The sequence below is a fragment of the Pseudomonas fulva NBRC 16637 = DSM 17717 genome (assembly GCF_000730565.1).
GTDB classification, from domain to species: Bacteria; Pseudomonadota; Gammaproteobacteria; order Pseudomonadales; family Pseudomonadaceae; genus Aquipseudomonas; species Aquipseudomonas fulva.
Genome location: NZ_BBIQ01000003.1, coordinates 62817 through 85450 on the forward strand (window position 1 = coordinate 62817; position 22634 = coordinate 85450).

Consider the following 22634-nt stretch of genomic DNA (forward strand, 5'->3'; position numbering starts at 1 on the left):
TCGGCGCCGTCCAGATGGCGCTGGACGTGGGCTACAGGCAGTTCCAGAACGGATTTAGATAAAAAACCAGCACGGAAGGTCAAATTGATATTTGGCGACAAATTATTGTCACTTACGCGGTGTATAGGTTTTTTGTCGAAGAATGTAGACAGTGACGCCCACCGCACTGGCCAGCATGAACAGCCGTGCCCAAGGAAACGCAACCAGGTAGCAGGAAACGGCGATACTCAACCACATCAGGCCTAGGGCATAAGCCTTGGCTTTGAGCGGCATCCCCTCGCCCCCGAGATAGCCCCTGATCCAGGGCCCCAGGCGAGGGTGGTTGACCAACCAGTTGTGAAAGCGCGGCGAGCTGCGGGCAAAACACGCCGCTGCCAGCAGGAGAAACGGCGTGGTCGGCAGTACCGGCAGGAAGATGCCGACCACGCCCAGCGCCACGCTCAGCCAGCCGATGGCCAGCAACAGGTAGCGCATGCCGGCTTAGTGGTGACGGGGCTTGAGCAGTGCCGGTTTCTCTTCCGGAGCATGCAGCAGCAGGAACAGCGCGGTCAGGGCCTCGGGAATCTGCACGATCATGTCGTCCTGGAGGCTGGCATTACTGGCGATGTCGGCAAATTCAGGCTGCTCGTCGAACAGGCCAGAACCGACCATGATCGGTAGCAGCATCTCGCTCACTTCTTCCTCGGCGTTCTCGAACCAGGCTTCCTCACGCAGGAAAACCCCTTCCATGAAGCCGATGCACCAGCCGCGCAGGTCGGAGTCGTCTGGGTCATCGCCCAGATCCAGGTCGCACGGCAGTTCGAACTCGTCATCGCTGGCCAACTGGCGCGCGATATGGCCTTTGAGGGCAACCAGGGTGGCTTCGATCTCCACGCGCTGGGCCTCGCTGGCGTAGTGCGGTTCTTCGGCGAACAAGGCGTCGATCCATTCGCGCTCGGGCACCTCCTCGGCGTTAATCGACAAGGCAGTGAGGTAGCCGTGGGCGGCGACATAGTCCAGCGCTTCTTCGTGCAGCTCATCGGCGTCGAGGAAGGCTTGCAGGCGGGTCAGTTGCTCGGCGAAGGACATTACGGGGCTACCTTGGGAATAAACGATACCGAATTCTAGCACCTTGCAGCGTCAGCGGGGCAAAGACACGCCCATCGCAACGGTGCCAGTGCAGGGGGTGGGTGCGGTATACTTGGCGGTTTCCAGCCAAAGGCCCACCGTTGTCGGGCCCTTGGCAAAAACCGCTTACGCATTCGGCGTGTGCGGCGCGGGTTTTTCGTCCAGCCTGTAGCGGGGTGGTACGGCGTTTTTGGAGTTGCACATGCTCGAACAGGCTCAGCGCGTTCTCAAGGACATCTTCGGTTACGACAGCTTCCGAGGGCGCCAGGCAGCGATCATCGAATGCGTAGCCAATGGTGGCGATGCCCTGGTGCTGATGCCCACAGGTGGCGGCAAGTCGCTGTGTTTCCAGGTGCCGGGGTTGCTGCGCCCAGGCTTGACCGTGGTGGTGTCGCCGTTGATCGCACTGATGGACGATCAGGTCGCCACGCTCGATGAACTGGGGGTGTCGGCCGCTGCGCTGAACTCCACGCTCAACGCCGAGCAGCAACGTGAGCTGGCCGGGCGCCTGCGCCGCGGCGAGGTGAAGATGCTCTACCTGGCGCCAGAGCGCCTGGTGCAACCGCGCATGCTCGATTTTCTGCGCGACCTGGACATTTCGCTGTTCGCCATCGACGAAGCCCACTGCGTATCCCAGTGGGGCCACGATTTTCGCCCCGAATACTTGCAACTGGGCCAACTGGCCGAGCTGTTCCCCCATGTACCCCGCATCGCGCTCACCGCCACAGCGGACATGCGTACCCGGGAAGAAATCGTCCAGCGTCTGCACCTGCAGGGGGCCGAGCGCTTCCTGTCGAGCTTCGACCGGCCGAACATCTTCTACCGCATCGTCCCCAAGGAAGCGCCCCGCAAGCAGCTCATGGCATTTCTCGGCGAACGCCGTGGAAACGCAGGTATCGTCTATTGCCTGTCGCGCAAGAAAGTCGACGAAACCGCTGCCTTCCTCTGCGACCAAGGCTTCCCGGCGCTGCCATACCACGCCGGTCTGCCGGCTGAAACGCGCTCGGCCAACCAGCATCGGTTCCTCAACGAAGAAGGGCTGATCATGGTCGCGACCATCGCCTTTGGCATGGGCATCGACAAGCCCAACGTGCGTTTCGTCGCGCACTTGGACCTGCCAAAGTCGCTGGAAGCCTACTACCAGGAAACCGGTCGCGCCGGTCGTGACGGCCTGCCTTCGGACGCCTGGATGGCGTACGGCTTGCAGGACATGGTCATGCTCAAGCAAATGCTGCAGAACTCCGAAGGTGACGAGCGCCACAAGCGCATCGAGCAGCACAAACTCGACGCGATGCTTGCCTTGTGCGAGGAAACACGTTGCCGACGCCAGACCTTGCTGGCGTACTTCGATGAGACGCTGGAACAGCCCTGTGGGCACTGCGACAACTGTGTCGACAATGTGCAGACGTGGGATGCAACTGAGCCTGCCCGTCAGGCGTTGTCAGCGGTATTTCGTACTGGCCAGCGTTATGGCGTGGGGCATTTGGTGGACGTGCTGCTGGGCAAGCAGACCGAGAAAGTGACCAATTTCGGTCATGACAAGCTGTCGGTGTTCGGCGTCGGCAAGGCGCTGGCCGAGGCCGATTGGCGCTCCCTGTTCCGCCAGCTGGTGGCCCGTGGCCTGGTGGATATCGACCTGGAAGGCTACGGCGGCCTGCGCCTATCGGACAGCTGCCGGCCGCTGTTGCGGGGCGAGGTCACGTTGCAACTGCGCCGTGACCTGAAGCCGCAGACCGTGGCCAAGGCATCGTCTTCTGGCGGCGGCAGCCCGGCCAGCCAGTTGGTGCGCGCAGAAGAACGCGAATTGTGGGAAGCGCTGCGCACCTTGCGCCGCAAGCTTGCCGAAGAGCACCGCGTCCCGCCTTACGTCATCTTCCCGGACTCCACCTTGCTCGAGATGCTGCGCAGCCAGCCGGTGACCCTGAGCGACATGGCGCAGGTCAGCGGTGTTGGCGCCCGCAAGCTGGAACGCTACGGGCAGGCTTTCCTGGAAGTGCTCAATGGCAGTGGCGGTACCCCTGAGGCGCCGAAGGTGGTACTGGACTTGCGTCATGAGTTGGTCAGCCTGGCCCGCGCCGGCATGACGCCGGCGCAGATCGCCGGCCAGCTCGACTGCACGGAAAAGAATGTCTACAGCCTGCTGGCCGAGGCGTTGGGGCGTCAGGAGCTTAACCTCGAACAGGCGCTGGACCTGCCGGAAGATCTTCTGTCGGAGATCCAGGATGCCTTCCTCGACGGCGAAGGCGAATTGCCACCCGTTTCCACCATTGCGCCGTTGTTCGGATCACGTGTGCCAGACGGCGTCTTGCACTGCGTGCGCGCCGCCTTGGCGGCAGAGTTCGAGCTGTAACGATGCACGCTGCCTTGCCCCAAGCGGTTTGCTGATCCGTGTCATGCCAGCGCATGTTTCCCCTGCAGCAGCGCGACCGGACGGCTTGCCTCGTCGCGCCGCGCATGATTAGCTGCCTAACAATTAGAACTGTTCAACGAGTCGCTTTATGCCCCTGACCGACAATCAACACCGCTTCGGCATGCAGCTTGCCCAGATGTCCCGTGGTTGGCGTGCCGAGCTTGATCGCCGCCTGGCCGGCCTCAATCTGTCGCAGGCGCGGTGGCTGGTGCTGCTGCACCTGGCGCGGTTCGAGGAGGCGCCCACCCAGCGCGAACTGGCCCAGAGCGTCGGCGTCGAGGGCCCGACCCTGGCGCGGTTGCTCGACAGCCTCGAAGGGCAGGGGCTGGTGCGCCGCCAGGCCGTTGTCGAAGACCGGCGGGCCAAGAAGATTGTGCTGTGCCCCCCGGCCAAGCCCCTGATCGAGCAGATCGAGACCATCGCCAATCAGCTACGCATCGAGCTTTTCACAGGTGTCGACGAAGCAGACCTTGAGGTCTGCATGCGGGTCCATGCCAAGATTCTGGGCAACCTCGAAAAGCCCTGATCCATCGATTGCGAGGGGTATCACATGACCGAGCCAAAGCCTGAAATCATCATCACCTATTGCACCCAGTGCCAGTGGCTGTTGCGTGCCGGCTGGCTGGCCCAAGAGCTACTCAGTACGTTTGGCCAGGACCTGGGGCAGGTGGCCTTGCAGCCCGCCAGCGGCGGCGTCTTTCGCATCACGTGCGATGGCGTGCAGGTGTGGGAGCGCAAGGCCGATGGCGGCTTCCCCGAAGCGAAGGTGCTCAAGCAGCGCATACGCGATCAGATCGATCCACAGCGCGACCTGGGTCACAACGATCGCTGACCGCCCTGGCCGTGTCGATACCGCGGGCAGTCTGGCCCTTTGGCGTCAGAGGCGCACCTTGCCCAGTAGCACGTCCCTGAACATCGCAAAATCCCCCAGCAGGCTGTAGAAGGGATAGGTAAAGGTCGCTGGCCGATTCTTCTCGAAAAAGAAATGACCTACCCAGGCCAGGCCGTAGCCGACCACGGGCACGGCGAGCAGCAGCATCCACTTGCCGCTACCAATGGCATAGGCCAGCAGGGCAATGACCAGGCTGGTGCCCACGAAGTGCAGACGGCGGCACGTGGGGTTGCTGTGCTCACTGAGGTAGTAGGGATAGAACTCGGCGAAGGTTCGGAATTGCGCTGTGCGGTCCATGACACTGCTCCGGAAGGTTGACTGGCGAATGATAGACACGGCGTGGAGCCTGATTCGAGTCTAGAGTCACTGACGAGGCGTACCAGTGACAATAGGCGCCAATTGAGTATCCTTGGGGTTCACCGCAGGAGCGGTCAGCATAAGAAGCGTGCCATGAGCGAAAGAACCACCTCCGCCAGCTGGGCATCTGGGATCGTCAAGGCGCTGGAGCTCGAAGGGCTCGATTGCCAGGCCATGTTCAAGCAGCTGGGGCTGGACTTCGCTGCTCTCGATGATCCGGATGCGCGCTTCCCGCAGGACGCCATGACCCGGCTCTGGCAACTGGCGGTGGAGCTGTCGGGCAATGAAGCAATAGGCCTGAACATGGCGCGCGTGGTCAGGCCTGCATCCTTTCATGTGGTGGGCTACGCGCTGATGTCCAGCCGTACCCTGGCCGAAGGCTTCGCACGGCTGGTGCGCTATCAGCGCATCATTGCCGAAAGTTCTGACTTGAGCTTCATCCTCACCCCTGAAGGCTATTCGCTGATCCTGACCGTGCACGGCGACCACTTGCCGCCCACCCGGCACAGTGCCGAGGCGTCGCTGGCCTGTGCGCTGTCCTTGTGCAAATGGCTTAGCGGCCGGCCAGTGCAGCCGCGGCGGGTACTGATACAGGGGCCACCGCCCAAGCACCTGGAACCCTACAAGGTAGCCTTTCATTCCCCGTTGATCTTCAATGCCCCCCACGATGCTCTGGTGTTCGAGCGGGCTGACATGGAGGCACCCCTGCCCACGGCCAACGAAGCCATGGCCGTGTTGCACGATCGGTTCGCCGGTGAGTACCTGGCACGTTTCTCGGAGAGCCGGGTGACCCATCGGGTGCGTCAGGTGCTGTGCCGCATCCTGCCCCAGGGCGAGCCCAAGCGTGAAACCCTGGCACAGGCACTGCACCTGTCCCAGCGCACCTTGCAGCGCCGGCTGCAAGACGAGGGCACCAGCTTCCAGGCGTTACTTGACGATACCCGGCGCGAATTGGCCGAACAGTACCTGGCCCAGCCCACCATGACCTTGCTGGAAACTGCCTACCTGCTTGGCTTCGCCGACCCTAGCAACTTCTATCGGGCCTTTCGCCGTTGGTTTGGCGTCACGCCCAGCGAGTACCGGGCACGCCTGGGCACCGATCTCGACGCCGTCAGTGACGCCAGAAAGCCGGCATGCACAACACCAGCACGGTGATGATTTCCAGCCGGCCCAGCAGCATGCCGCCGGCCAGGATCCACTTCGCAGCGTCGGGCAGTTTGGCGTAGTTGCCGGACGGCCCGATCACTTCGCCAAGGCCGGGGCCCACACCGGACACCGTCCCGGCCGCGCCGGTCAGGGCGGTCATCCAGTCGACCCCCAGCAATGACAGCAGCAATGCCATCACGCAGATGGTGATGGCGAAGAAGAAGGAAAACGTGAGGATGGAGCGTACGATTTCTTCGTCGAGGCGATGCCCGTTGTACTTCTGCTTGATCACCGCCCGGGGGTGTATCAACTGGTTGAGGTTAGCCTTGAGCAGGATGTAGGCCACCTGGAACCGGAATATCTTGATGCCGCCGGCCGTCGAGCCGGAGCACCCGCCCACGAATCCCAGGTAGAAGAACAGCATCAACGAAAAATTGCCCCACAGGCTGTAGTCACCCAACGCAAACCCTGTGGTGGTCACGACCGAGGTCACGTTCAGTGCGACGTGACGCAAGGCATCGAGCCAGTGCAGGTTGGTGGTGTACCAGTACCAGGTGCCCAGTATCACCCAGGTCGCGACCAGCATGCCCAGCAAGCCTTGCACCTGTTGATCACGTATCAGGGCCCCGCGGTTGCCGCGCAACGTGGCCACGTACAAGGTGAACGGCAGGCTGCCGAGGATCATCACCACCACGGCCACCCAGTGCACGGCGGGCATGTCCCATTTGGCCAGGGACTGGTCGGACGTTGAAAAACCGCCGGTGGAGATCGCCGACATGGCGTGGTTGATCGCATCGAACGGGCTCATGCCGGCCCACCAGAACGCCAGGGCACCGAAAATGGAAAACCCGACATAGACCCCGACGATGGACTTGGCGACCATGTGCGAGCGCGGCATCACCTTCTCGGAGCGGTCCGAGGATTCGGTCTGGAACAGCCTCATGCCGCCGATGCGCAACAGGGGAAGAATGGCCACCGCCATGGCGATGAAGCCGATGCCGCCCAGCCAGTGCAGCATCGAGCGCCACATCAGGATGCCGGGCGACATGCTGTCCAGGCCGCTGAGTACGGTAGCGCCAGTGGCGGTGATGCCCGACATGCTTTCGAAAAACGCATCGGTGTAGCTGATGTGCTGCGTAAGCAGAAAGGGCAGGGCAGCGAATACGCACACCACCACCCAGGAACACACCGTCAGCAGGTACATGTCACGCGGACGCAAATGCACGTGCTCCGGCCTGCCGGGCACTACCAGCAGCAGGCCCGCCACGAAGGTGATCAGGCTCGACCAGAGAAAGGACGGCAGGTCGCTGGTGCGTTCGAAAATCACCAAGGTAGCCATGGGGACAGCCATGCCCACGGCGAGGGTGATGAGGAAGATGCCGATGATGAAACCAATGATCCTTAAGGTCGGCAACGCCATGTGTTCTGCTCGGGCTCGAAACGGAAGGGCGCCATTCTACCTGTGGGGCGCAAAGGCTCAAGGCCAAGCTGCATCTTCATGCTGCAGGTCTCCGACGAGGTCGGGCTTGCAGCCTGGGGCCGGGCCCTTGAGAATGGCCGCACATTCATGTTCCAGGAGGGTAGCCGATGGAGGCTCTCGACGCATTGCTCAACCGGGTTTCGGTCCCGCGCCTGACCGACCCTGCGCCCAACGATGCCCAGCGTGAGGCCTTGTTTCAGGCTGCGCTGCGGGCCCCGGACCACGGTCAGCTACGCCCGTGGCGCTTTCTGACCATCGAAGGCCAAGCACGCGAGCGGTTGGGTGAACTGTTCGCCAGCGCGGTTCAGAAGCGCGGTGATGCCAGTGAGGCGGCATTGAGCAAGGCCCGCGCCATGCCGCTACGCGCGCCCTTGCTGATCGTGGTCATTGCCCATTTGCACAAGCAGCACCCCAAGGTCCCAGTGCTCGAGCAGCAACTGGCAGCAGGGTGCGCCGCCCACGGCATACTGATTGCCGCGCACGCCCAGGGCGTGGGTGCCGTATGGCGTACCGGAGACCTGGCCTTCGATGCCCATGTTCATGAAGGCCTGGGCTTGGCAGAAAACGAGGAGCTGCTTGGCTTCCTGTATGTGGGTACGCCCATGACCGAGCCTCGCACGGCGCCTGTGCTCGCCACTGCCGACTTCGTCAGCGCCTGGGGCGACTGACCGCCCAGCCCGCCGCGTTTGACCCAAGCCGCTGGCCTTGGCGCAGACCTGCGTGGTGGCGCTAGCTGCCAGGTGCTTCTGCCACCGGCAGCTTCAGGGTTGCGACAAAACCGCCTTGTGGATGGTTGGCCAATATCAGTCGGCCGCCGTGGCGCTCTGCCGCCTTGCGTGCAATCGCCAGCCCAAGGCCGTGTCCAGGGGCTTTTTGCCCCGGCGCCCGGAAAAACGGCTCGCCCAGCTGGGCCAGGTGCTCAGCTGCCACGCCGGGGCCTCGGTCACGTACGCAGACCCTGAGCACGTCGTCCTCGCGCCAGGCGCTCAGCTCCACGGGTTGACCCGCGGGGGTAAAGCGCAGTGCATTGCGCAGCAGGTTGTCCACCGCACGCTCGATCAGGGTCGGCCAACCTTGCAAGGTCAACCCGGGCTGCGCTTCGAGGCGCACGTCATGCTCGGGTGCCGTCAGTTGCGCGTCCTTGCGCACGCTGCCCAGTAGCGCGTTGAGATCGACCGTTTCGGCATGGGCCTGGTCGGCATCCACGCGCGCCAGGGTCAAAATCTCACTGATCAGGTCTTCCAGCCGGTCGCATTCGCGGGTCAGGCGCGGCCACAAGGCCTGGCGTTGCTGCGGCTCGGCACGTTCGGCCAGGGCCAGGGCGATGCGCAGACGAGCCAGCGGAGAGCGCAGCTCGTGGGACACATCGCGCAGCAACTGGCGCTGGCTGGCGATGGTGCTCTGCAAGCGAGCACCCATCTTGTTGAAATCCTTGGCCAGGACGCCGAATTCGTCGCGCCTGCCGGCCAGTTGCGCCAGGCTGTTCTGCTGGTAGGTACTCTGCCCCAGGTCGTGCACCGCGCCACGCAAGCGGCTCAGGGGGCGGGTAATGGACAGTGTGACGAACAGGCTGAACAGGGTCAGCACCACCAGGGCGATGCCCAGTGCGCTCAGCGGCCAGAGCAGGCTCTCGCGGTGCCAGGCATCGAGGGCAGGGTGAGGGATGCGGTAGATCAGCAGGTAGGACGCCTTGCTCTCGGGGCTGGTGTATTCCTCGGTCAGGCGGCGCCACGGCAGGCGCCGCTCATCGTTGTGCTGCCTGGCTTCGAGTGCAGCCGCGCGCCGGGGAAAGGTGCCTGGCACCACAGCGTCGCCGCTGTCGTCCAGTACTTGCACGTCGATCTTGTAGCGCGCCTTGCGCCTTTCGAGAAAATGCTGCGCTGCGTCCGGGCCTTCCTGTTCGTAGTGCCTGGCCCATTGGCTGGCCAACGTGTTCAGCCCCGGGTGACGGCTTAGAATCCAGGCGTCCTGGTTGAGTGTGTGCGCCAGCAATATCGACAGCCCAGCTACCAGAGCGATGGCGAGCCAGAAGCTGGCCAGGATGCGCCAGAACAGTGAACGCACGTAGACCTCCCCAAACGATGAAAGCCCGCCGTGCACCAGGCGAACCTGGCGCACAGCGGGCGCTGACAGTGGAGCTTACTGGGACTTGCCGGCTTTTTCAGCTTTCCAGGCCTGGAACTCCTGCCACTCCGCTTTCTTGGCGGCGCGTTCCTTTTGCAGTTCGTCGAACTTCTTCTGCTGGTCTGGCTTGAGCAGGTTGCGTACCGCAGCGTCGGTCTTGTCGCGGCTGGCCTGCATCTCTTCTTTCATGGCTTTCTGATCGGCCGCCGGCAGCTTGCCAAGGTAACGCTCGGTGATGTCGTGGCGCTGTTTCATCTGATCGCCCATCAGCTTGCCGATCTGGTCGCGCTGTTCGCGGCTCAGGTCCAGTTCGTGGAAGGCCGGGCCGCCGCGATGATGCGGGCCATCATGGCGCGGGCCGCCGTCGGGCATGGCCATGGCAACGGTAGGCAGTGCGGCGGCGAACAGCAGGGCGGTAAGGGTCTTGCGCATGGTGTCTCTCCTGTCATGGGCCGGCGATCACCGGATGAGCACAGTCTAGGGAGATGATCGTCAAGCGCGGTCAGGGCACGGTAAAGGGAACGTAAAGGCCAGTTCCCTTTCCTGGCATCAGACTGACGAAAGTACTACAGGCAGTAGTAGTAGCCGCGGCTGCGCAAGGCGATGATGCGGGGGCGGCCGTCGGCGTGCGGGCCGATCTTCTTGCGCAGGTTGCTCACGTGCATGTCCAGGCTGCGGTCGTAGAGCGTCAGCCGGCGACCAAGGCCGATCTGCGCCAGCGCCTGTTTGTCCAGAGGCTCGCCCGGTTGGCGCAGCAATGCTTCAAGAATGCGGCTCTCGGACAGGGTCAGGGTCAGCTCGCGACCGTCGATGCTGGCCACCCCGCGGGCAGGGCTGTAGACCAGGTCGCCCAATTCCAGCTGGCTGGTGGCCGGGGCTGGATGGCTGCGGCGCAACACGGCGCGCAGCCGCGCAGTCAGCTCGCGTGGGTCGCACGGCTTTGCCAGGTAGTCGTCGGCGCCCAGTTCAAGGCCCAGGATGCGGTCCAGCGGCTCGCCGCGGGCCGACAGCATCACCACGGGCAGGTCGGCATGCTCGCTGCGCAGGCGCTTGAGCAGTTCAAGACCGCTACCGTCGGGCAGCATCACATCCAGTACCACGGCCGCTGGCGCACGTTCGGCCAACGCCTGGCGTGCAGCCTGGCCATCGTGGCAGGCCCGCACAGTGAACCCTTCCTGGGTCAGCCAGCTGCTGAGCAGCTCGCACAGCTCCTGGTCGTCATCAATCAGTAACAGCTCGCTCATGACTCACTCAATTCAACCATTGACGGCGACGCGTTGGTCCGCCAGCCGGAAAGATACCCCAGTCTTGAGGTCAGCTGCCAACTGGCGATGCCAAGCACGCCTTCTAGGCGAGGTGTTTCAAGGCAGCACTTGCTTGAAGGGCTTGACCACGACCTGGTCGTAGACGCCGGCAGCGATGTAGGGATCGGCATCGGCCCAGGCTTGGGCGGCGGTCAGGGAATCGAACTCGGCCACGATCAGGCTGCCGCTGAAGCCTGCCTCGCCTGGGTCGTTGCTGTCGATGGCCGGGTGCGGGCCGGCCAGTACCACCCGGCCTTCTGCCTTGAGCTGCTGAAGGCGCTCGATGTGGGCCGGGCGCGCAGCCAGGCGTTTTTCCAGGGAGTTAGCGACGTCGCTGGCAATGATGGCGTAGAGCATGTCAGTCCTTGGGTTTGGAGGCAGAGGAGGTATCTTGCAGGTGGCGCGACAGGTACAGCCCTTGTGCCACCAGGAACAGCACGGTCATGCCCAGGCTGCCGAACACCTTGAAGTCGACCCAGAACGCTGGGAAGGTGAAGGCGACGAACAGGTTGGCGGCGCCGCAGAACAGAAAGAACGCGATCCAGGCGAGGTTCAGGCGGGCCCAGATGGCATCGGGCAAGGTCAGCGCATGGCCCATGATGCGCTTGATCAGTACCCGGTCGCCGATGAAGTGGCTACCGGCGAAGGCCAGGGCGAACAGCCAGTTCACCACCGGCGCCTTCCACTTGAGGAAGGTTTCGCTGTGAAAGGCCAGGGTCAGGCCGCCAAACACCAGGCAGGCGACCAGCGTCAGCCACTGGCCTTTCTCGAGCTTGCGCTGGCGCAGGAATAACGCGCCGTACACCACCAGCGAGCTGATGATCAGCATGGCAGTGGCACTGTAGATACCACCGAATTCGAAGCTGTGCCCGGCCAGCTCGACGGGCCGTGGGTCCAGTTTGTAGACGATGAAGAACAGCAGCAGCGGGATGAAATCGATGAATTGTTTCACAATGGCAGCCAGAACCGGGATGTGACGGCATAATAACAAACATCGAATCCAGCGAAAGCGCTACTCCATGAATGTTGATCTGCACTGTCACAGCACGGCCTCCGACGGCGCCCTGTCGCCTTCGGCCCTGGTCGCCCGGGCCTTCGAGCATGGGGTGCGTACGCTGGCGCTCACCGACCACGATACCCTCGAAGGCCTGGCCGAAGCCCGCCAGGCCTGCCGCGAGCACGGCATGCAATGGGTCAGCGGCGTCGAGCTGTCCTGTACCTGGGGCGGCGCAACCATCCACATACTCGGTTACAACTTCCCCGTAGATGCACCGCTCTTGCTGGCGGCGATCGAGGCCCTGCACCGTGGCCGCTGGTTGCGTGCCGAGGAAATCGACAAGCGCCTGGCAGCCAAGGGCATGCCAGGGACGCTGGCAGGTGCCCGGCAAATCCAGCAGGCGCTCGGTGACAGTGGCAATGCCCCGGCCCGGCCACATTTTGCCGACTACCTGGTGCATGCCGGCCACGTCAAAGACCGGGGCGAGGCCTTCCGCAAATGGCTCGGTGCCGGCAAGCTCGGTGACGTCAAGCAACATTGGCCATCGTTGGAGGAAACCGTTGCCACCCTGCGCCAGTCCAACGCATGGGTGAGCCTGGCGCATCCCATGCATTACGAGCTGACGCGCAGCAAGCGCAGGCGGCTGATTGCCGACTATATTCAGGCAGGCGGGCAGGCGCTTGAAGTGGTCAATGGGATGATGCCGGCCGAGCAGGTGGGCACCCTGTCCATCCTCACCCGTGAGTTCGGGCTGCTGGCAAGTGCTGGCAGTGACTTCCACGGCCCCGGCACCTGGGGCGAAATCGGTGCCTATCGGCCTTTGCCCGAGGACCTGCCACCTGTGTGGCACCGTTTCAGCCATGAACAGCCATTGCCGGTTTGAACAGGACGACGACGTGAGCCAATTTTTCCAGATTCACCCGGAAAACCCACAACCGCGACTGATACGCCAGGCGGTCGAGATCATCCGCAAGGGTGGGGTAGTGGTCTACCCCACCGACTCGGCCTATGCGCTGGGTTGCCAGATCGGTGACAAGTCGGCCATCGAGCGGGTGCGCCGTTTGCGCGGGCTGGACAAGACCCACAATTTCACCCTGATGTGCTGCGACATGTCCCAGTTGGGCTTGTACGCCAAGGTCGATACGGGCACCTTCCGCCTGCTCAAGGCCCATGTGCCGGGGCCCTACACCTTCATTCTCAACGGCACGCGCGAAGTGCCGCGCCTGTTGTTGCATGAAAAACGCCGCACCATCGGCCTGCGCGTGCCGGACCATGCCATTACCCTGGCACTGCTTGCCGAGCTGGGTGAGCCCTTGATGAGCGTGAGCCTGATCCTGCCCGGCGACGCCGAACCCATGACCGACCCCTACGAAATTCGCCAGCGTCTGGAGCACCATGTCGACCTGGTCATCGATGGCGGCTACGGTGACCTCAAGGCGTCGACCATCATCGACCTGTCAGGCGATGAACCCGAACTGATTCGCGAAGGCTGCGGCGACCCTACTCCGTTCATGGTCAACGCGTGACCGCCGAGCCGTTCGCCCAGGCAGCGGCCGAGCCGGCCGAGCTGCCAGGCCAGTTGCAGCTCGCGCTGGTCTACGGCGAGGCCGTGACCGAGCTGCCGCTGGACTTGTACATACCCCCCGATGCCCTGGAGGTCATTCTCGAAGCGTTCGAAGGACCTTTGGACCTGCTGCTGTACCTGATTCGCAAGCAGAACATCGATATCCTCGATATCCCGGTGGCAGAAATCACTCGCCAGTACATGGGCTACGTCGAGTTGATGAAAACCGTGCGCCTTGAGCTGGCTGCCGAATACTTGGTGATGGCCGCCATGCTGGCCGAAATCAAGTCGCGCATGTTGCTGCCGCGCAGCGTCACGGTCGAGGAGGAGGAGGGCGACCCACGCGCCGAGCTGATCCGACGTCTGCAGGAGTATGAACGCTTCAAGGCGGCCGCCGAAGGCCTGGACGGGTTGCCCAGGGTCGGTCGTGACCTGGTCGTGCCGTGCCTGGAGGCGCCCCAGGCAAAGGTACGCAAGCTGTTGCCGCAGGTCAGCCTGCCGGAGCTGCTGGCGTCCATGGCCGAAGTGATGCGCCGCAACGACCTGTTCGAAAGCCACCAGATCAGCCGAGAGACCCTGTCGACCCGGGAACGCATGGGGCAGGTGCTGGAACGCTTGAAAGACGGTGGTTTCGTGCCCTTCATCGATCTGTTCGCGCCCGATGAAGGCAAGCTGGGGGTGGTGGTCACGTTCATGGCTGTGTTGGAGCTGGTGAAGGAAACCCTCGTCGAACTGGTGCAAAATGAAGCCTTTGCCGCCATCCATGTGCGGTTACGCCCTGCTCCTGCCGAAGACGCCCATGAACCTGAATGACCCCCGCGACCTGGCCCCGTTGATCGAAGCCTTCCTGCTGGCCTCTGGCAAGCCTCAATCGCTTGAGCGCTTGTACGAGCTGTTCGAGGAGCCCGAGCGGCCCGAGCCGAAGACGTTCAAGCGAGCACTCGAGGTGCTAGGCAAATCGTGCGCCGGTCGGGCGTTCGAGCTCAAGGAGGTGGCCAACGGTTATCGGCTGCAGATTCGCGAGGATTACGCGCCTTGGGTCGGCCGGCTGTGGGAAGAGCGCCCGCAGCGCTATTCTCGGGCGCTGCTCGAGACCCTGGCGCTGATTGCCTACCGCCAGCCCATCACCCGTGGCGAAATCGAGGACGTGCGTGGCGTCGCGGTCAATAGCAACATCGTCAAGACGTTGGTCGAGCGCGAGTGGATCCGTGTAGTGGGCCACCGGGAAGTGCCCGGACGGCCGGCTCTGTTTGCCACGACCAAGGCATTCCTGGACCATTTCAACCTTCGCAGCCTGGATGAGCTGCCAGCGCTGGCCGAATTGCGCGAGATGGAGCCCGAGCCCTTGCTCGACCCGGACGATGCCCCGGTACCGGCGCACCTGCAGGCCCTGGCCGACGCCAGCCTGGGCGAGGACGAGGAGGCTGAGCCGGTCAAGGACGAGACCAGCTTTCGCAGCCTGCTCGTGGAGCTCGACGCCATGGAGCAGGGGCTCAAGACCGATTTCGACGATGTGCTCCAGCACGACCCTGATGCCGAAACGCCGTTGGAGGGGGAGCCGAGCGAGCAGGCCTGATCGCCTCAACTCGATCTGCTGTGGCCATGGGCCAGGCCGTCGAGCAGGGCCCGCCTGGCAGAAAGTCGTGGCAGAGGGTGGAAAAGCTTCTACCCTCCCATGCATTCAGGCGGCGAACCACGTATGATGCGCGGCCTTTTGGCGCGTTCGTTGCCAGAAACCTGTTTTCATTCCTACACCGGGAGGTGCCCAGATGAGTGAGCAAGACCTGCAAGATACCCAGATCACCCCACCTGTTGGCGAGAAGCTGCAGAAAGTCCTCGCGCGTATTGGCGTGGGCTCGCGCCGTGACGTCGAGGCCTGGATCAGCCAGGGCCGCATCAAGGTCAACGGCGTTGCAGCCACCCTTGGCCAGCGAGTCGACCTGCATGACGCCATTGCCGTCGACGGCAAGCTGATCAAGCGTGAAGAAGCGGCCGAGGCGACGCGCCGGGTGATCATGTACAACAAGCCCGATGGCGAGATCTGCACCCGCGATGACCCGGAAGGTCGCCCGACCGTGTTCGATCGCCTGCCGCGTCCCAAGGAAGGTCGCTGGATCAACATCGGCCGTCTGGACATCAACACCACCGGCTTGCTGCTGTTCACTACCGACGGTGAACTGGCCAACCGCCTGATGCACCCGTCCTACGAAATGGACCGCGAATATGCCGTGCGCGTACGTGGGGAAGTGGATGACGAGATGATCGAGCGCCTGAAGGCGGGTGTCATGCTCGAAGACGGCCCCGCCAAGTTCACCGACATCCAGAAGGCACCAGGCGGCGAAGGCTTCAACCACTGGTACCACTGCGTGGTGATGGAAGGCCGCAACCGTGAGGTGCGTCGCCTGTGGGAGTCGCAGGGCATGGTGGTCAGCCGCCTGAAGCGTGTGCGCTTTGGCCCGGTGTTCCTCAACTCGGATTTGCCCATGGGCCGCTGGCGGGAAATGACCCAGGGTGAAATCGACATCCTGGCGGCCGAGGTGGGCTTGCAGCCCGTGGCGTTGCCGGCCTTGAAGCTCAAGGCCAAGGACAAGATGGAGCGTCTGCAGCGCAAATCGTCCCGCCCCCTGGGTCGAGGTGAGCGCGTGCGCAGCCTGCGCCCGGCCCAGGACGGCGCAGCGGCCGGCGAGCGTCCAGCACGCCCGGCGCGCGAAGAATCGCCGCGCAAAGGCAACCGTGGCAGCGCAGTGGCCGAGCGCCCGAGCGAAATGCGCAAGCGCCCGGCCAAGCCCGAGGGTGACAAGCCTGCAGGCCGTGGTCGCGGCAAGCCACGCGGCTGAGGCATTCGGAGCCATTGTTGGCCCTTGCTTAATTACCGACGCTGAACACATTGGGGCTGCTACGCAGCCCATTGCCCGCAAGCCGGCTTCTGCAAAAGGCGAATATCTCGCGCTGAGCAGGAGCCAGTGGCCAACGATGGGGCGCGAAGCGGCCCCAATGTGCAGCCCGCTAAATGATGCATGCCTTGCCAGATGCACCCTGCCAGAGGGTGCGAGTGTGCTGATCTGACTCAACTCATGGTCGGCCGTAACCCATTGGGCGCAAAGCCATTTCGTTAGTCTGGCAACTTATATTTCCAGTTTGTAAGGTTTTGTTTACAAGCCTTGGCTGATTCTCGCAGCAAATCAGAAAAAGTCCCCGTCCGTAAAGAAAGCTTGCCGAAGCCCCTCTCTCCGGTTGCGTCCTCAGCCCTTCACCTCCCTTGCTTAAACCCCCGCTCCACGGTGTTATAGCCCTCATTGCCCCGTGCAACAGCCCGCCGCAGAGCCGGTTGATAAAACAACAAATGGAGGCGCCATGTACGCCGATCAACTCGCCCACAAAGGCCATTACCCCAGGAACGCTGCGTTTTTTCCGCCGGAAACCACGCAACGCGTTGACGCCTGCGCGCTTGCAGGGTTATACAGTGCGCCGCGTTTTACCTGTGACCCCTTTGCGTACCGCGCACTCCTGACCCCGCCCGGTTGACTCGACCGCGCAGCTGTACCTTCAGGAAACAAGGTGACCACCTTGCCCATTCCGCTGCGCCACGAGCGCGGTGGGTCCGATTCCGTCACAGATAAAAACAATGCAGGTGACTTCGTTCATGAGTGGACACGACAAGCATTCAGGCGAGCTCAAGCGGGGCCTGAAGAACCGCCATATTCAGTTGATCGCCCTGGGAGGCGCCATCGGTACCGGCCTGTTCCTGGGTTCGGCGGGCGTGATGAAATCCGCCGGCCCGTCGATGATCCTGGGCTACGCGATCTGTGGTTTCATCGCTTTCATGATCATGCGCCAGCTCGGCGAAATGATCGTCGAGGAGCCCGTGGCCGGCTCGTTCAGCCATTTCGCCCATACCTACTGGGGTGGCTTCCCCGGCTTCCTGTCGGGCTGGAACTGCTGGGTGCTGTACATCCTGGTGGGCATGTCCGAATTGTCCGCCGTGGGCAAGTACGTGCACTACTGGTGGCCGGAAATCCCTACCTGGGTAACAGCCGCTGCGTTCTTCGTGCTGATCAACGCCATCAACCTGATGAACGTGAAGTTCTTCGGCGAAGCTGAGTTCTGGTTTGCCATCATCAAGGTGGTGGCCATTGTCAGCATGATCGGCCTGGGTGCCTACCTGCTGACCAGCGGCAGTGGCGGGCCTGACGCGACCGTCGCCAACCTGTGGTCGCACGGTGGCTTCTTCCCCCATGGGGTCAGTGGCCTGGTGATGGCCCTGGCGTTCATCATGTTCTCGTTCGGGGGGCTGGAGATGCTCGGCTTTACGGCCGCAGAAGCCGACAAGCCCAAGACCGTGATCCCCAAGGCCATCAACCAGGTCATCTACCGCATCCTGATCTTCTACGTCGGTGCCTTGCTGATCCTGCTGTCGCTCACGCCGTGGGACACCTTGGTCGCCAGCATCGATGCCTCCGGCGGCAGCTACGGCAGCAGCCCGTTCGTGCAGGTGTTCTCGTTGCTGGGCAGCGATGTGGCCGCCAACCTGCTGAACTTCGTGGTCCTGACCGCGGCCTTGTCGGTGTACAACAGCGGTACCTATTGCAATGCCCGCATGCTGCTGGGCATGGCCGAGCAGGGCGATGCGCCGGCCGCCTTGGCCAAGGTCGACAAGCGTGGCGTACCGGTGCGTTCGATTCTGGTGTCCGCGGCCGTGACCCTGATCGCCGTGCTGCTCAACTACCTGATGCCTTCCAGCGCGCTGGAGCTGCTGATGTCGCTGGTCGTGGCTACCCTGGTGATCAACTGGGCCATGATCAGCTACTCGCACCTCAAGTTCCGTCAGCACCTCAACCGCACGGGTCAGAAACCCCTGTTCCAGGCGCTGTGGTACCCCTACGGCAACTACGTGGTGCTGGCCTTCGTGGTCTTGATCCTGGGCATCATGCTGCAGATTCCGGGTATCCAGGTGTCCGTCTACGCCATCCCGGTCTGGTTGCTCTGCATGTTCGTAGCTTATGTCATCAAGTCACGGCGTAAGGGCGTCATCACTGAAGCCGTTGGCAGCGCCGCCAAATAAGCGTCGTACAGTCGCCTGTAAAACCCGAAGCGTCGACCGCTTCGGGTTTTCTTTTCTGCGCGTCAGATCTGTTCCAGCAGCCACGCCCTGAATGCCCGTAGCGAAGGTAGCGCTTCGTTGCGCGGCGGATAGATCAGGTAATAGCTGCGTTGACTGGCGAATGCCAGGCCTGGGCTGTACAGCGCCCCTTTGGCCAGCTCGTCTTCCACGAGCACGCGGGGCACCAGGCCCACACCAATCCCCGCCTGCACGGCCTGAATCAAGTGCGAGGTCAACTCGAAGCTTGGCCCCAGGCGCATGCTTCGGTGGGGCAGGCCATGGTGCGAGAACCATTCACCCCAGGCATGGGGGTTGTTGGCCACGTTCAACAGTAACTGCTCGCTGATGCGGGTGGGGCTCCAGTGCGGTTGTTCGTTTGCGGCCTGGGCCGGAAGGATCACCAGCAGTTCCTCGGCATGCAGGCGGTGGCTGATCAGCCCTGGCAGGTCACCGCTGGCCACGCCAATGGCTGCATCGATCTCGCTGGTGTCGAAGTCGATGGCTTCGATACGCGAATGCAAGTGCACAAGCATGCCAGGGTGCGCCTTGTAGAAGTCGTTCAGGCGCGGCAACAGCCATTTGGAGCCAAAGGTGGGCAAGGTGGCCAGGCGCAAAGTGCCGACCCCGGACTGATAGGCCAGCGCCTGTAGGGTCGCGCCCCGAATGCGGCCCAGTGCTTCGCTGAGCTCGCGTTGGTACAGGCGGCCGACGTCCGTCAACCGTACCTGGCGACCCTCGCGGCGAAACAGGGTCAGACCCAACTGCTGTTCCAGCGCCTGAACTTGCCGGCTGACCGCGCTCTGGGTCAGCGACAGTTCAGTGGCCGCGCGGGTGTAGCTCTGGTGCCGGGCGGCCGCCTCGAAGGCCAGCAGCAGAGACATGGACGGGGTTAGGTGGCGGTAATTCATTCATGAAAGTCATCAATAGCGGCAGGATTATCCGTTTGCCCCTGGCGCAAAACTACAGGAACATTGCCACATTCGTCACTGTTGCCGGCGCCACCCATGCCGCCACGACATCTTTTCCGTGAACCAGCCCTATTCCGAGGCCGTCCTTCGATGATCGCCCAGCTGCCTACCGTTGCACCTGACGCCGACTACCCGGCATTCCTCAAAGCCCTGCATGACAGTGGCTTTCGTGGCCAGATCAGCGCCGACTACGGTACCCGAACCGTCCTGGCCACCGATAATTCCATCTACCAGCGTCTGCCGCAGGCTGCGGTGTTTCCACTGGACGCCGATGATGTGGCGCGCGTCGCCACGCTGATGGGCGAGTCGCGCTTCCAGGCGATCAAGCTGACCCCGCGCGGTGGCGGCACAGGCACCAATGGCCAGTCGTTGACCGATGGCGTGGTCGTGGATTTGTCGCGGCACATGAACGGCATCCTCGAAATCAATGCCGAGCAGCGTTGGGTGCGGGTGCAGGCCGGTGTGGTCAAGGATCAGCTCAACGCCGCCCTCAAGCCCCATGGCTTGTTCTTCGCGCCTGAACTGTCCACTTCGAACCGCGCGACCGTGGGTGGCATGATCAACACCGACGCCAGCGGGCAGGGCAGTTGCACCTATGGCAAAACGCGCGACCATGTGCTTGAGCTGCACAGCATCCTGCTCGGGGGTGAGCGCCTGCACAGCCTGCCGCTTGACGAAGACGCGTTGCAGGCAGCGTGTACGGCGCCCGGTCGCGTGGGTCAGGTGTACCGCACGGCCCTGGATATCTGGGACACCCAGGCTGAACTCATCCGCACCACCTTTCCCCCGCTCAATCGCTGCCTGACCGGCTACGACCTGGCGCACCTGCGAGACGAGCAAGGCCGCTTCAACCTCAACAGCGTACTGTGCGGCGCCGAAGGGTCGCTGGGGTATGTGGTCGAGGCCAAGCTCAACGTGCTGCCGATTCCCAAGTATGCTGCCCTGGTGAACGTACGGTACGCCAGCTTCATGGATGCGCTGCGCGATGCCAATGCCTTGATGGCGCAGCGGCCATTGTCCATCGAGACCGTCGATTCCAAAGTGCTTGGGCTGGCGATGAAGGACATTGTCTGGCACAGCGTCGCCGAGTATTTCCCGGCCGACCCCGAGCGCCCCACGCTGGGCATCAACCTGGTCGAGTTCTGCGGTGATGACCCCGTCGAGGTCAACGCAAAGGTCCAGGCCTTCATCGATCACCTGCGTGTCGACACCAGCGTCGAGCGCCTTGGCCATACGCTGGCCGAGGGGGCTGAGGCGGTGACCCGCGTCTACGCCATGCGCAAGCGCTCGGTTGGCCTGCTGGGCAACGTCGAAGGCGAAGTGCGGCCGCAGCCGTTCGTCGAGGACACGGCGGTGCCACCGGAAAAACTTGCCGACTACATCGCCGAGTTCCGTGCCTTGCTCGACGGCTACGGGTTGGCGTACGGCATGTTCGGGCACGTCGATGCCGGGGTTCTGCATGTGCGCCCTGCGCTGGACATGAAGGACCCGGCCCAGGCGGCATTGGTCAAGCCTGTCTCCGATGCAGTAGCTGCCTTGACCCGTCGCTACGGCGGTCTGTTGTGGGGCGAGCACGGCAAGGGCCTGCGCTCGGAGTACGTGCCCGAGTACTTTGGCGAGCTGTACCCGGCACTGCAGCGCCTCAAAGGCGCGTTCGATCCGCACAACCAGCTCAACCCCGGCAAGATCTGCACGCCGCTCGGGGCCAGCGAGGGCCTGACCAAGGTCGATGGCGTGACCTTGCGCGGCGAGCTGGATCGCACCATCGATGAGCGGGTCTGGCAGGCCTATGGCAGCGCCGTGCATTGCAACGGCAACGGTGCCTGCTACAATTACGACCCGAACGACGCCATGTGCCCGTCGTGGAAGGCGACCCGTGAACGTCGGCACTCGCCCAAGGGGCGGGCTTCGCTCATGCGCGAATGGTTGCGTCTGCAAGGCGAGGCGGGGGTCGATGTACTGGAGGTGGCGCGCAAGCCGGTGTCCTGGGTCAAAGGGCTGCCAGCGCGGTTGCGCAACGAGCGGGCGCGGCGCCAGGGGCAGGAAGATTTTTCCCATGAAGTCTATGACGCCATGGCTGGCTGCCTGGCGTGCAAATCCTGCGCAGGACAATGCCCGATCAAAGTCAACGTACCTGACTTCCGCTCGCGCTTTCTCGAGCTGTACCACACCCGTTACCAGCGCCCCTTGCGCGACTACCTGATCGGGTCGTTGGAATTCACCATCCCGTACCTGGCCCATGCGCCTGGTCTGTACAACGCGGTGATGGGCTCGAAATGGGTCAGCCGTCTGCTGGCCGAGCAGGTGGGCATGGTCGATAGCCCGTTGATCAGCCGGTTCAACTTCCAGGCGACCCTGACGCGCTGTGGCGTGGGCGTGGCCACTGTGCCGGCGCTACGCGAACTGACGCCCGCCCAGCGCGAGCGCAGCATCGTGCTGGTGCAGGATGCATTCACCCGCTACTTTGAGACGCCGTTGCTGTCGGCATTCATCGACCTGGCGCATCGCCTGGGCCACAAGGTTTTCCTGGCACCGTACAGTGCCAATGGCAAGCCGCTGCATGTTCAGGGCTTTCTGGGTGCCTTCGCCAAGGCCGCCGTGCGCAACGCCACCCAGCTCAAGGCGCTGGCCGACTGCGGGGTGCCGTTGGTCGGGCTGGATCCGGCCATGACCCTCGTCTATCGCCAGGAATACCCGAAAGTGCCTGGGCTCGAAGGGTGCCCCACCGTGCTGTTGCCTCAGGAGTGGCTGCTGAGCGCGTTGCCCGAGCAAGCGGCAGGGAGCACGTCCACCTTCCGCCTGTTGGCCCATTGCACCGAGAAGACCAACGCCCCTGCCAGCACCCGGCAATGGGAGCAGGTGTTCGAACGCATGGGGCTCAAGCTGATCACCGAGGCCACCGGGTGCTGCGGCATGTCGGGTACCTATGGGCACGAGGCGCGCAATCAGCAGACCTCGAAGGACATCTTCGAGCAGTCGTGGGCGCTGAAACTGGATAAGGAAGGGGAGCCCTTGGCGACCGGCTATTCCTGCCGCAGTCAGGTCAAGCGCATGGCCGGGCGGCCGATGCGTCATCCATTGGAAGTGGTGTTGCAGTTCGCCAGGCGCTGAAGGGAGACTTGCTCGACCGAGCGGTGTGAAAACGTGCTGAAGCGCCAGGTGTCGATCAGCCGTTTTCACACAG

22 protein-coding genes are annotated in these 22634 nt (G+C 63.2%); 12 read left to right on the top strand and 10 right to left on the bottom strand.

The annotated features are described in order from the left end of the window. Positions 1-108 precede the first annotated feature (108 nt). Entirely contained in the window at positions 109-474 is a 366-nt protein-coding gene (locus PFU01S_RS04560) for a YbaN family protein (RefSeq protein WP_028688035.1), read from the bottom strand. A 6-nt stretch (positions 475-480) separates the two neighbouring features. Next, positions 481-1068 (bottom strand): UPF0149 family protein, encoded by a 588-nt coding sequence (locus tag PFU01S_RS04565; protein ID WP_027915890.1) that lies wholly within the window; start codon positions 1066-1068, stop codon positions 481-483. A 241-nt stretch (positions 1069-1309) separates the two neighbouring features. Here PFU01S_RS04565 and recQ point away from each other — a divergent pair, with 241 nt between their 5' ends. From recQ to PFU01S_RS04580, 3 genes are all read left to right on the top strand, one after another. Next, complete coding sequence (recQ, locus tag PFU01S_RS04570; protein ID WP_027915891.1) at positions 1310-3457, top strand: DNA helicase RecQ; 2148 nt, start codon at positions 1310-1312, stop codon at positions 3455-3457. A gap of 148 nt (positions 3458-3605) precedes the next feature. After that, positions 3606-4043: a MarR family transcriptional regulator gene (locus PFU01S_RS04575; protein ID WP_023533772.1), complete on the top strand. Its 438-nt coding sequence runs from the start codon at positions 3606-3608 to the stop codon at positions 4041-4043. Positions 4044-4067: 24 nt separating this feature from the next. Continuing rightward, the gene (locus tag PFU01S_RS04580; protein WP_027915892.1) at positions 4068-4349 is read left to right on the top strand and encodes an Rdx family protein; all 282 of its coding nucleotides are present in this window, start codon (positions 4068-4070) and stop codon (positions 4347-4349) included. 45 nt (positions 4350-4394) lie between these two features. Here the strand turns inward: PFU01S_RS04580 and PFU01S_RS04585 are convergent, their stop codons facing one another. After that, positions 4395-4706: an Mpo1-like protein gene (locus tag PFU01S_RS04585; protein WP_028688034.1), complete on the bottom strand. Its 312-nt coding sequence runs from the start codon at positions 4704-4706 to the stop codon at positions 4395-4397. Between the two features lie 153 nt (positions 4707-4859). On the opposite strand from PFU01S_RS04585, the gene PFU01S_RS04590 reads away from it, so the two are divergent. Then, the gene (locus PFU01S_RS04590) at positions 4860-5921 is read left to right on the top strand and encodes an AraC family transcriptional regulator (protein ID WP_027915894.1); all 1062 of its coding nucleotides are present in this window, start codon (positions 4860-4862) and stop codon (positions 5919-5921) included. Here the strand turns inward: PFU01S_RS04590 and PFU01S_RS04595 are convergent. Further along, complete coding sequence (locus PFU01S_RS04595; RefSeq protein WP_027915895.1) at positions 5878-7332, bottom strand: TrkH family potassium uptake protein; 1455 nt, start codon at positions 7330-7332, stop codon at positions 5878-5880. The two genes, PFU01S_RS04590 and PFU01S_RS04595, sit on opposite strands and share 44 nt — an antisense overlap. 167 nt (positions 7333-7499) lie before the next feature. Here PFU01S_RS04595 and PFU01S_RS04600 point away from each other — a divergent pair, with 167 nt between their 5' ends. Next, positions 7500-8060: a nitroreductase family protein gene (locus PFU01S_RS04600; protein WP_027915896.1), complete on the top strand. Its 561-nt coding sequence runs from the start codon at positions 7500-7502 to the stop codon at positions 8058-8060. Between the two features lie 61 nt (positions 8061-8121). Here PFU01S_RS04600 and PFU01S_RS04605 read toward each other — a convergent pair whose 3' ends face one another. The 5 genes from PFU01S_RS04605 to PFU01S_RS04625 all read right to left on the bottom strand — a co-directional run bounded on the left by PFU01S_RS04605 (position 8122) and on the right by PFU01S_RS04625 (position 11772). Beyond that, positions 8122-9456 carry a sensor histidine kinase gene (locus tag PFU01S_RS04605; protein ID WP_028688033.1) on the bottom strand — a complete coding sequence of 445 codons (1335 nt, stop codon included), beginning with the start codon at positions 9454-9456 and terminating at the stop codon, positions 8122-8124. Positions 9457-9531: 75 nt separating this feature from the next. Then, positions 9532-9948, bottom strand: a complete 417-nt coding sequence (locus tag PFU01S_RS04610) for a Spy/CpxP family protein refolding chaperone (protein ID WP_027915898.1) — start codon at positions 9946-9948, stop codon at positions 9532-9534. Between the two features lie 134 nt (positions 9949-10082). Further along, complete coding sequence (locus tag PFU01S_RS04615) at positions 10083-10760, bottom strand: response regulator transcription factor (RefSeq protein WP_027915899.1); 678 nt, start codon at positions 10758-10760, stop codon at positions 10083-10085. Between the two features lie 117 nt (positions 10761-10877). Then, complete coding sequence (locus PFU01S_RS04620; RefSeq protein ID WP_027915900.1) at positions 10878-11177, bottom strand: YciI family protein; 300 nt, start codon at positions 11175-11177, stop codon at positions 10878-10880. Position 11178: 1 nt separating this feature from the next. Further along, positions 11179-11772 (bottom strand): septation protein A, encoded by a 594-nt coding sequence (locus PFU01S_RS04625; protein ID WP_027915901.1) that lies wholly within the window; start codon positions 11770-11772, stop codon positions 11179-11181. Positions 11773-11839: 67 nt separating this feature from the next. On the opposite strand from PFU01S_RS04625, the gene PFU01S_RS04630 reads away from it, so the two are divergent. The 6 genes from PFU01S_RS04630 (at position 11840) to PFU01S_RS04655 (ending at position 18443) form a co-directional block, all read left to right on the top strand. Next, positions 11840-12700 carry a PHP domain-containing protein gene (locus tag PFU01S_RS04630; protein WP_028688032.1) on the top strand — a complete coding sequence of 287 codons (861 nt, stop codon included), beginning with the start codon at positions 11840-11842 and terminating at the stop codon, positions 12698-12700. 13 nt (positions 12701-12713) lie between these two features. Then, positions 12714-13343 (top strand): L-threonylcarbamoyladenylate synthase, encoded by a 630-nt coding sequence (locus tag PFU01S_RS04635; RefSeq protein WP_023533818.1) that lies wholly within the window; start codon positions 12714-12716, stop codon positions 13341-13343. Then, on the top strand, positions 13340-14194 hold the full coding sequence (locus PFU01S_RS04640) for a segregation and condensation protein A (protein WP_028688031.1): 855 nt from the start codon (positions 13340-13342) through the stop codon (positions 14192-14194). The genes PFU01S_RS04635 and PFU01S_RS04640 overlap by 4 nt, the downstream gene beginning before the upstream one ends. After that, positions 14181-14957: an SMC-Scp complex subunit ScpB gene (scpB, locus tag PFU01S_RS04645; RefSeq protein ID WP_027915905.1), complete on the top strand. Its 777-nt coding sequence runs from the start codon at positions 14181-14183 to the stop codon at positions 14955-14957. The genes PFU01S_RS04640 and scpB overlap by 14 nt, the downstream gene beginning before the upstream one ends. Positions 14958-15150: 193 nt before the next feature. Next, complete coding sequence (gene rluB / locus PFU01S_RS04650) at positions 15151-16218, top strand: 23S rRNA pseudouridine(2605) synthase RluB (protein ID WP_028688030.1); 1068 nt, start codon at positions 15151-15153, stop codon at positions 16216-16218. A gap of 806 nt (positions 16219-17024) precedes the next feature. After that, complete coding sequence (locus tag PFU01S_RS04655) at positions 17025-18443, top strand: amino acid permease (protein ID WP_028688029.1); 1419 nt, start codon at positions 17025-17027, stop codon at positions 18441-18443. A 62-nt stretch (positions 18444-18505) separates the two neighbouring features. On the opposite strand, the gene PFU01S_RS04660 is transcribed toward PFU01S_RS04655, so the two are convergent. Continuing rightward, positions 18506-19390 (bottom strand): LysR substrate-binding domain-containing protein, encoded by an 885-nt coding sequence (locus PFU01S_RS04660; RefSeq protein ID WP_027915908.1) that lies wholly within the window; start codon positions 19388-19390, stop codon positions 18506-18508. Between the two features lie 150 nt (positions 19391-19540). Here PFU01S_RS04660 and ydiJ point away from each other — a divergent pair, with 150 nt between their 5' ends. Further along, positions 19541-22561: a D-2-hydroxyglutarate dehydrogenase YdiJ gene (ydiJ, locus tag PFU01S_RS04665; protein ID WP_028688028.1), complete on the top strand. Its 3021-nt coding sequence runs from the start codon at positions 19541-19543 to the stop codon at positions 22559-22561. Positions 22562-22634 lie beyond the last annotated feature (73 nt).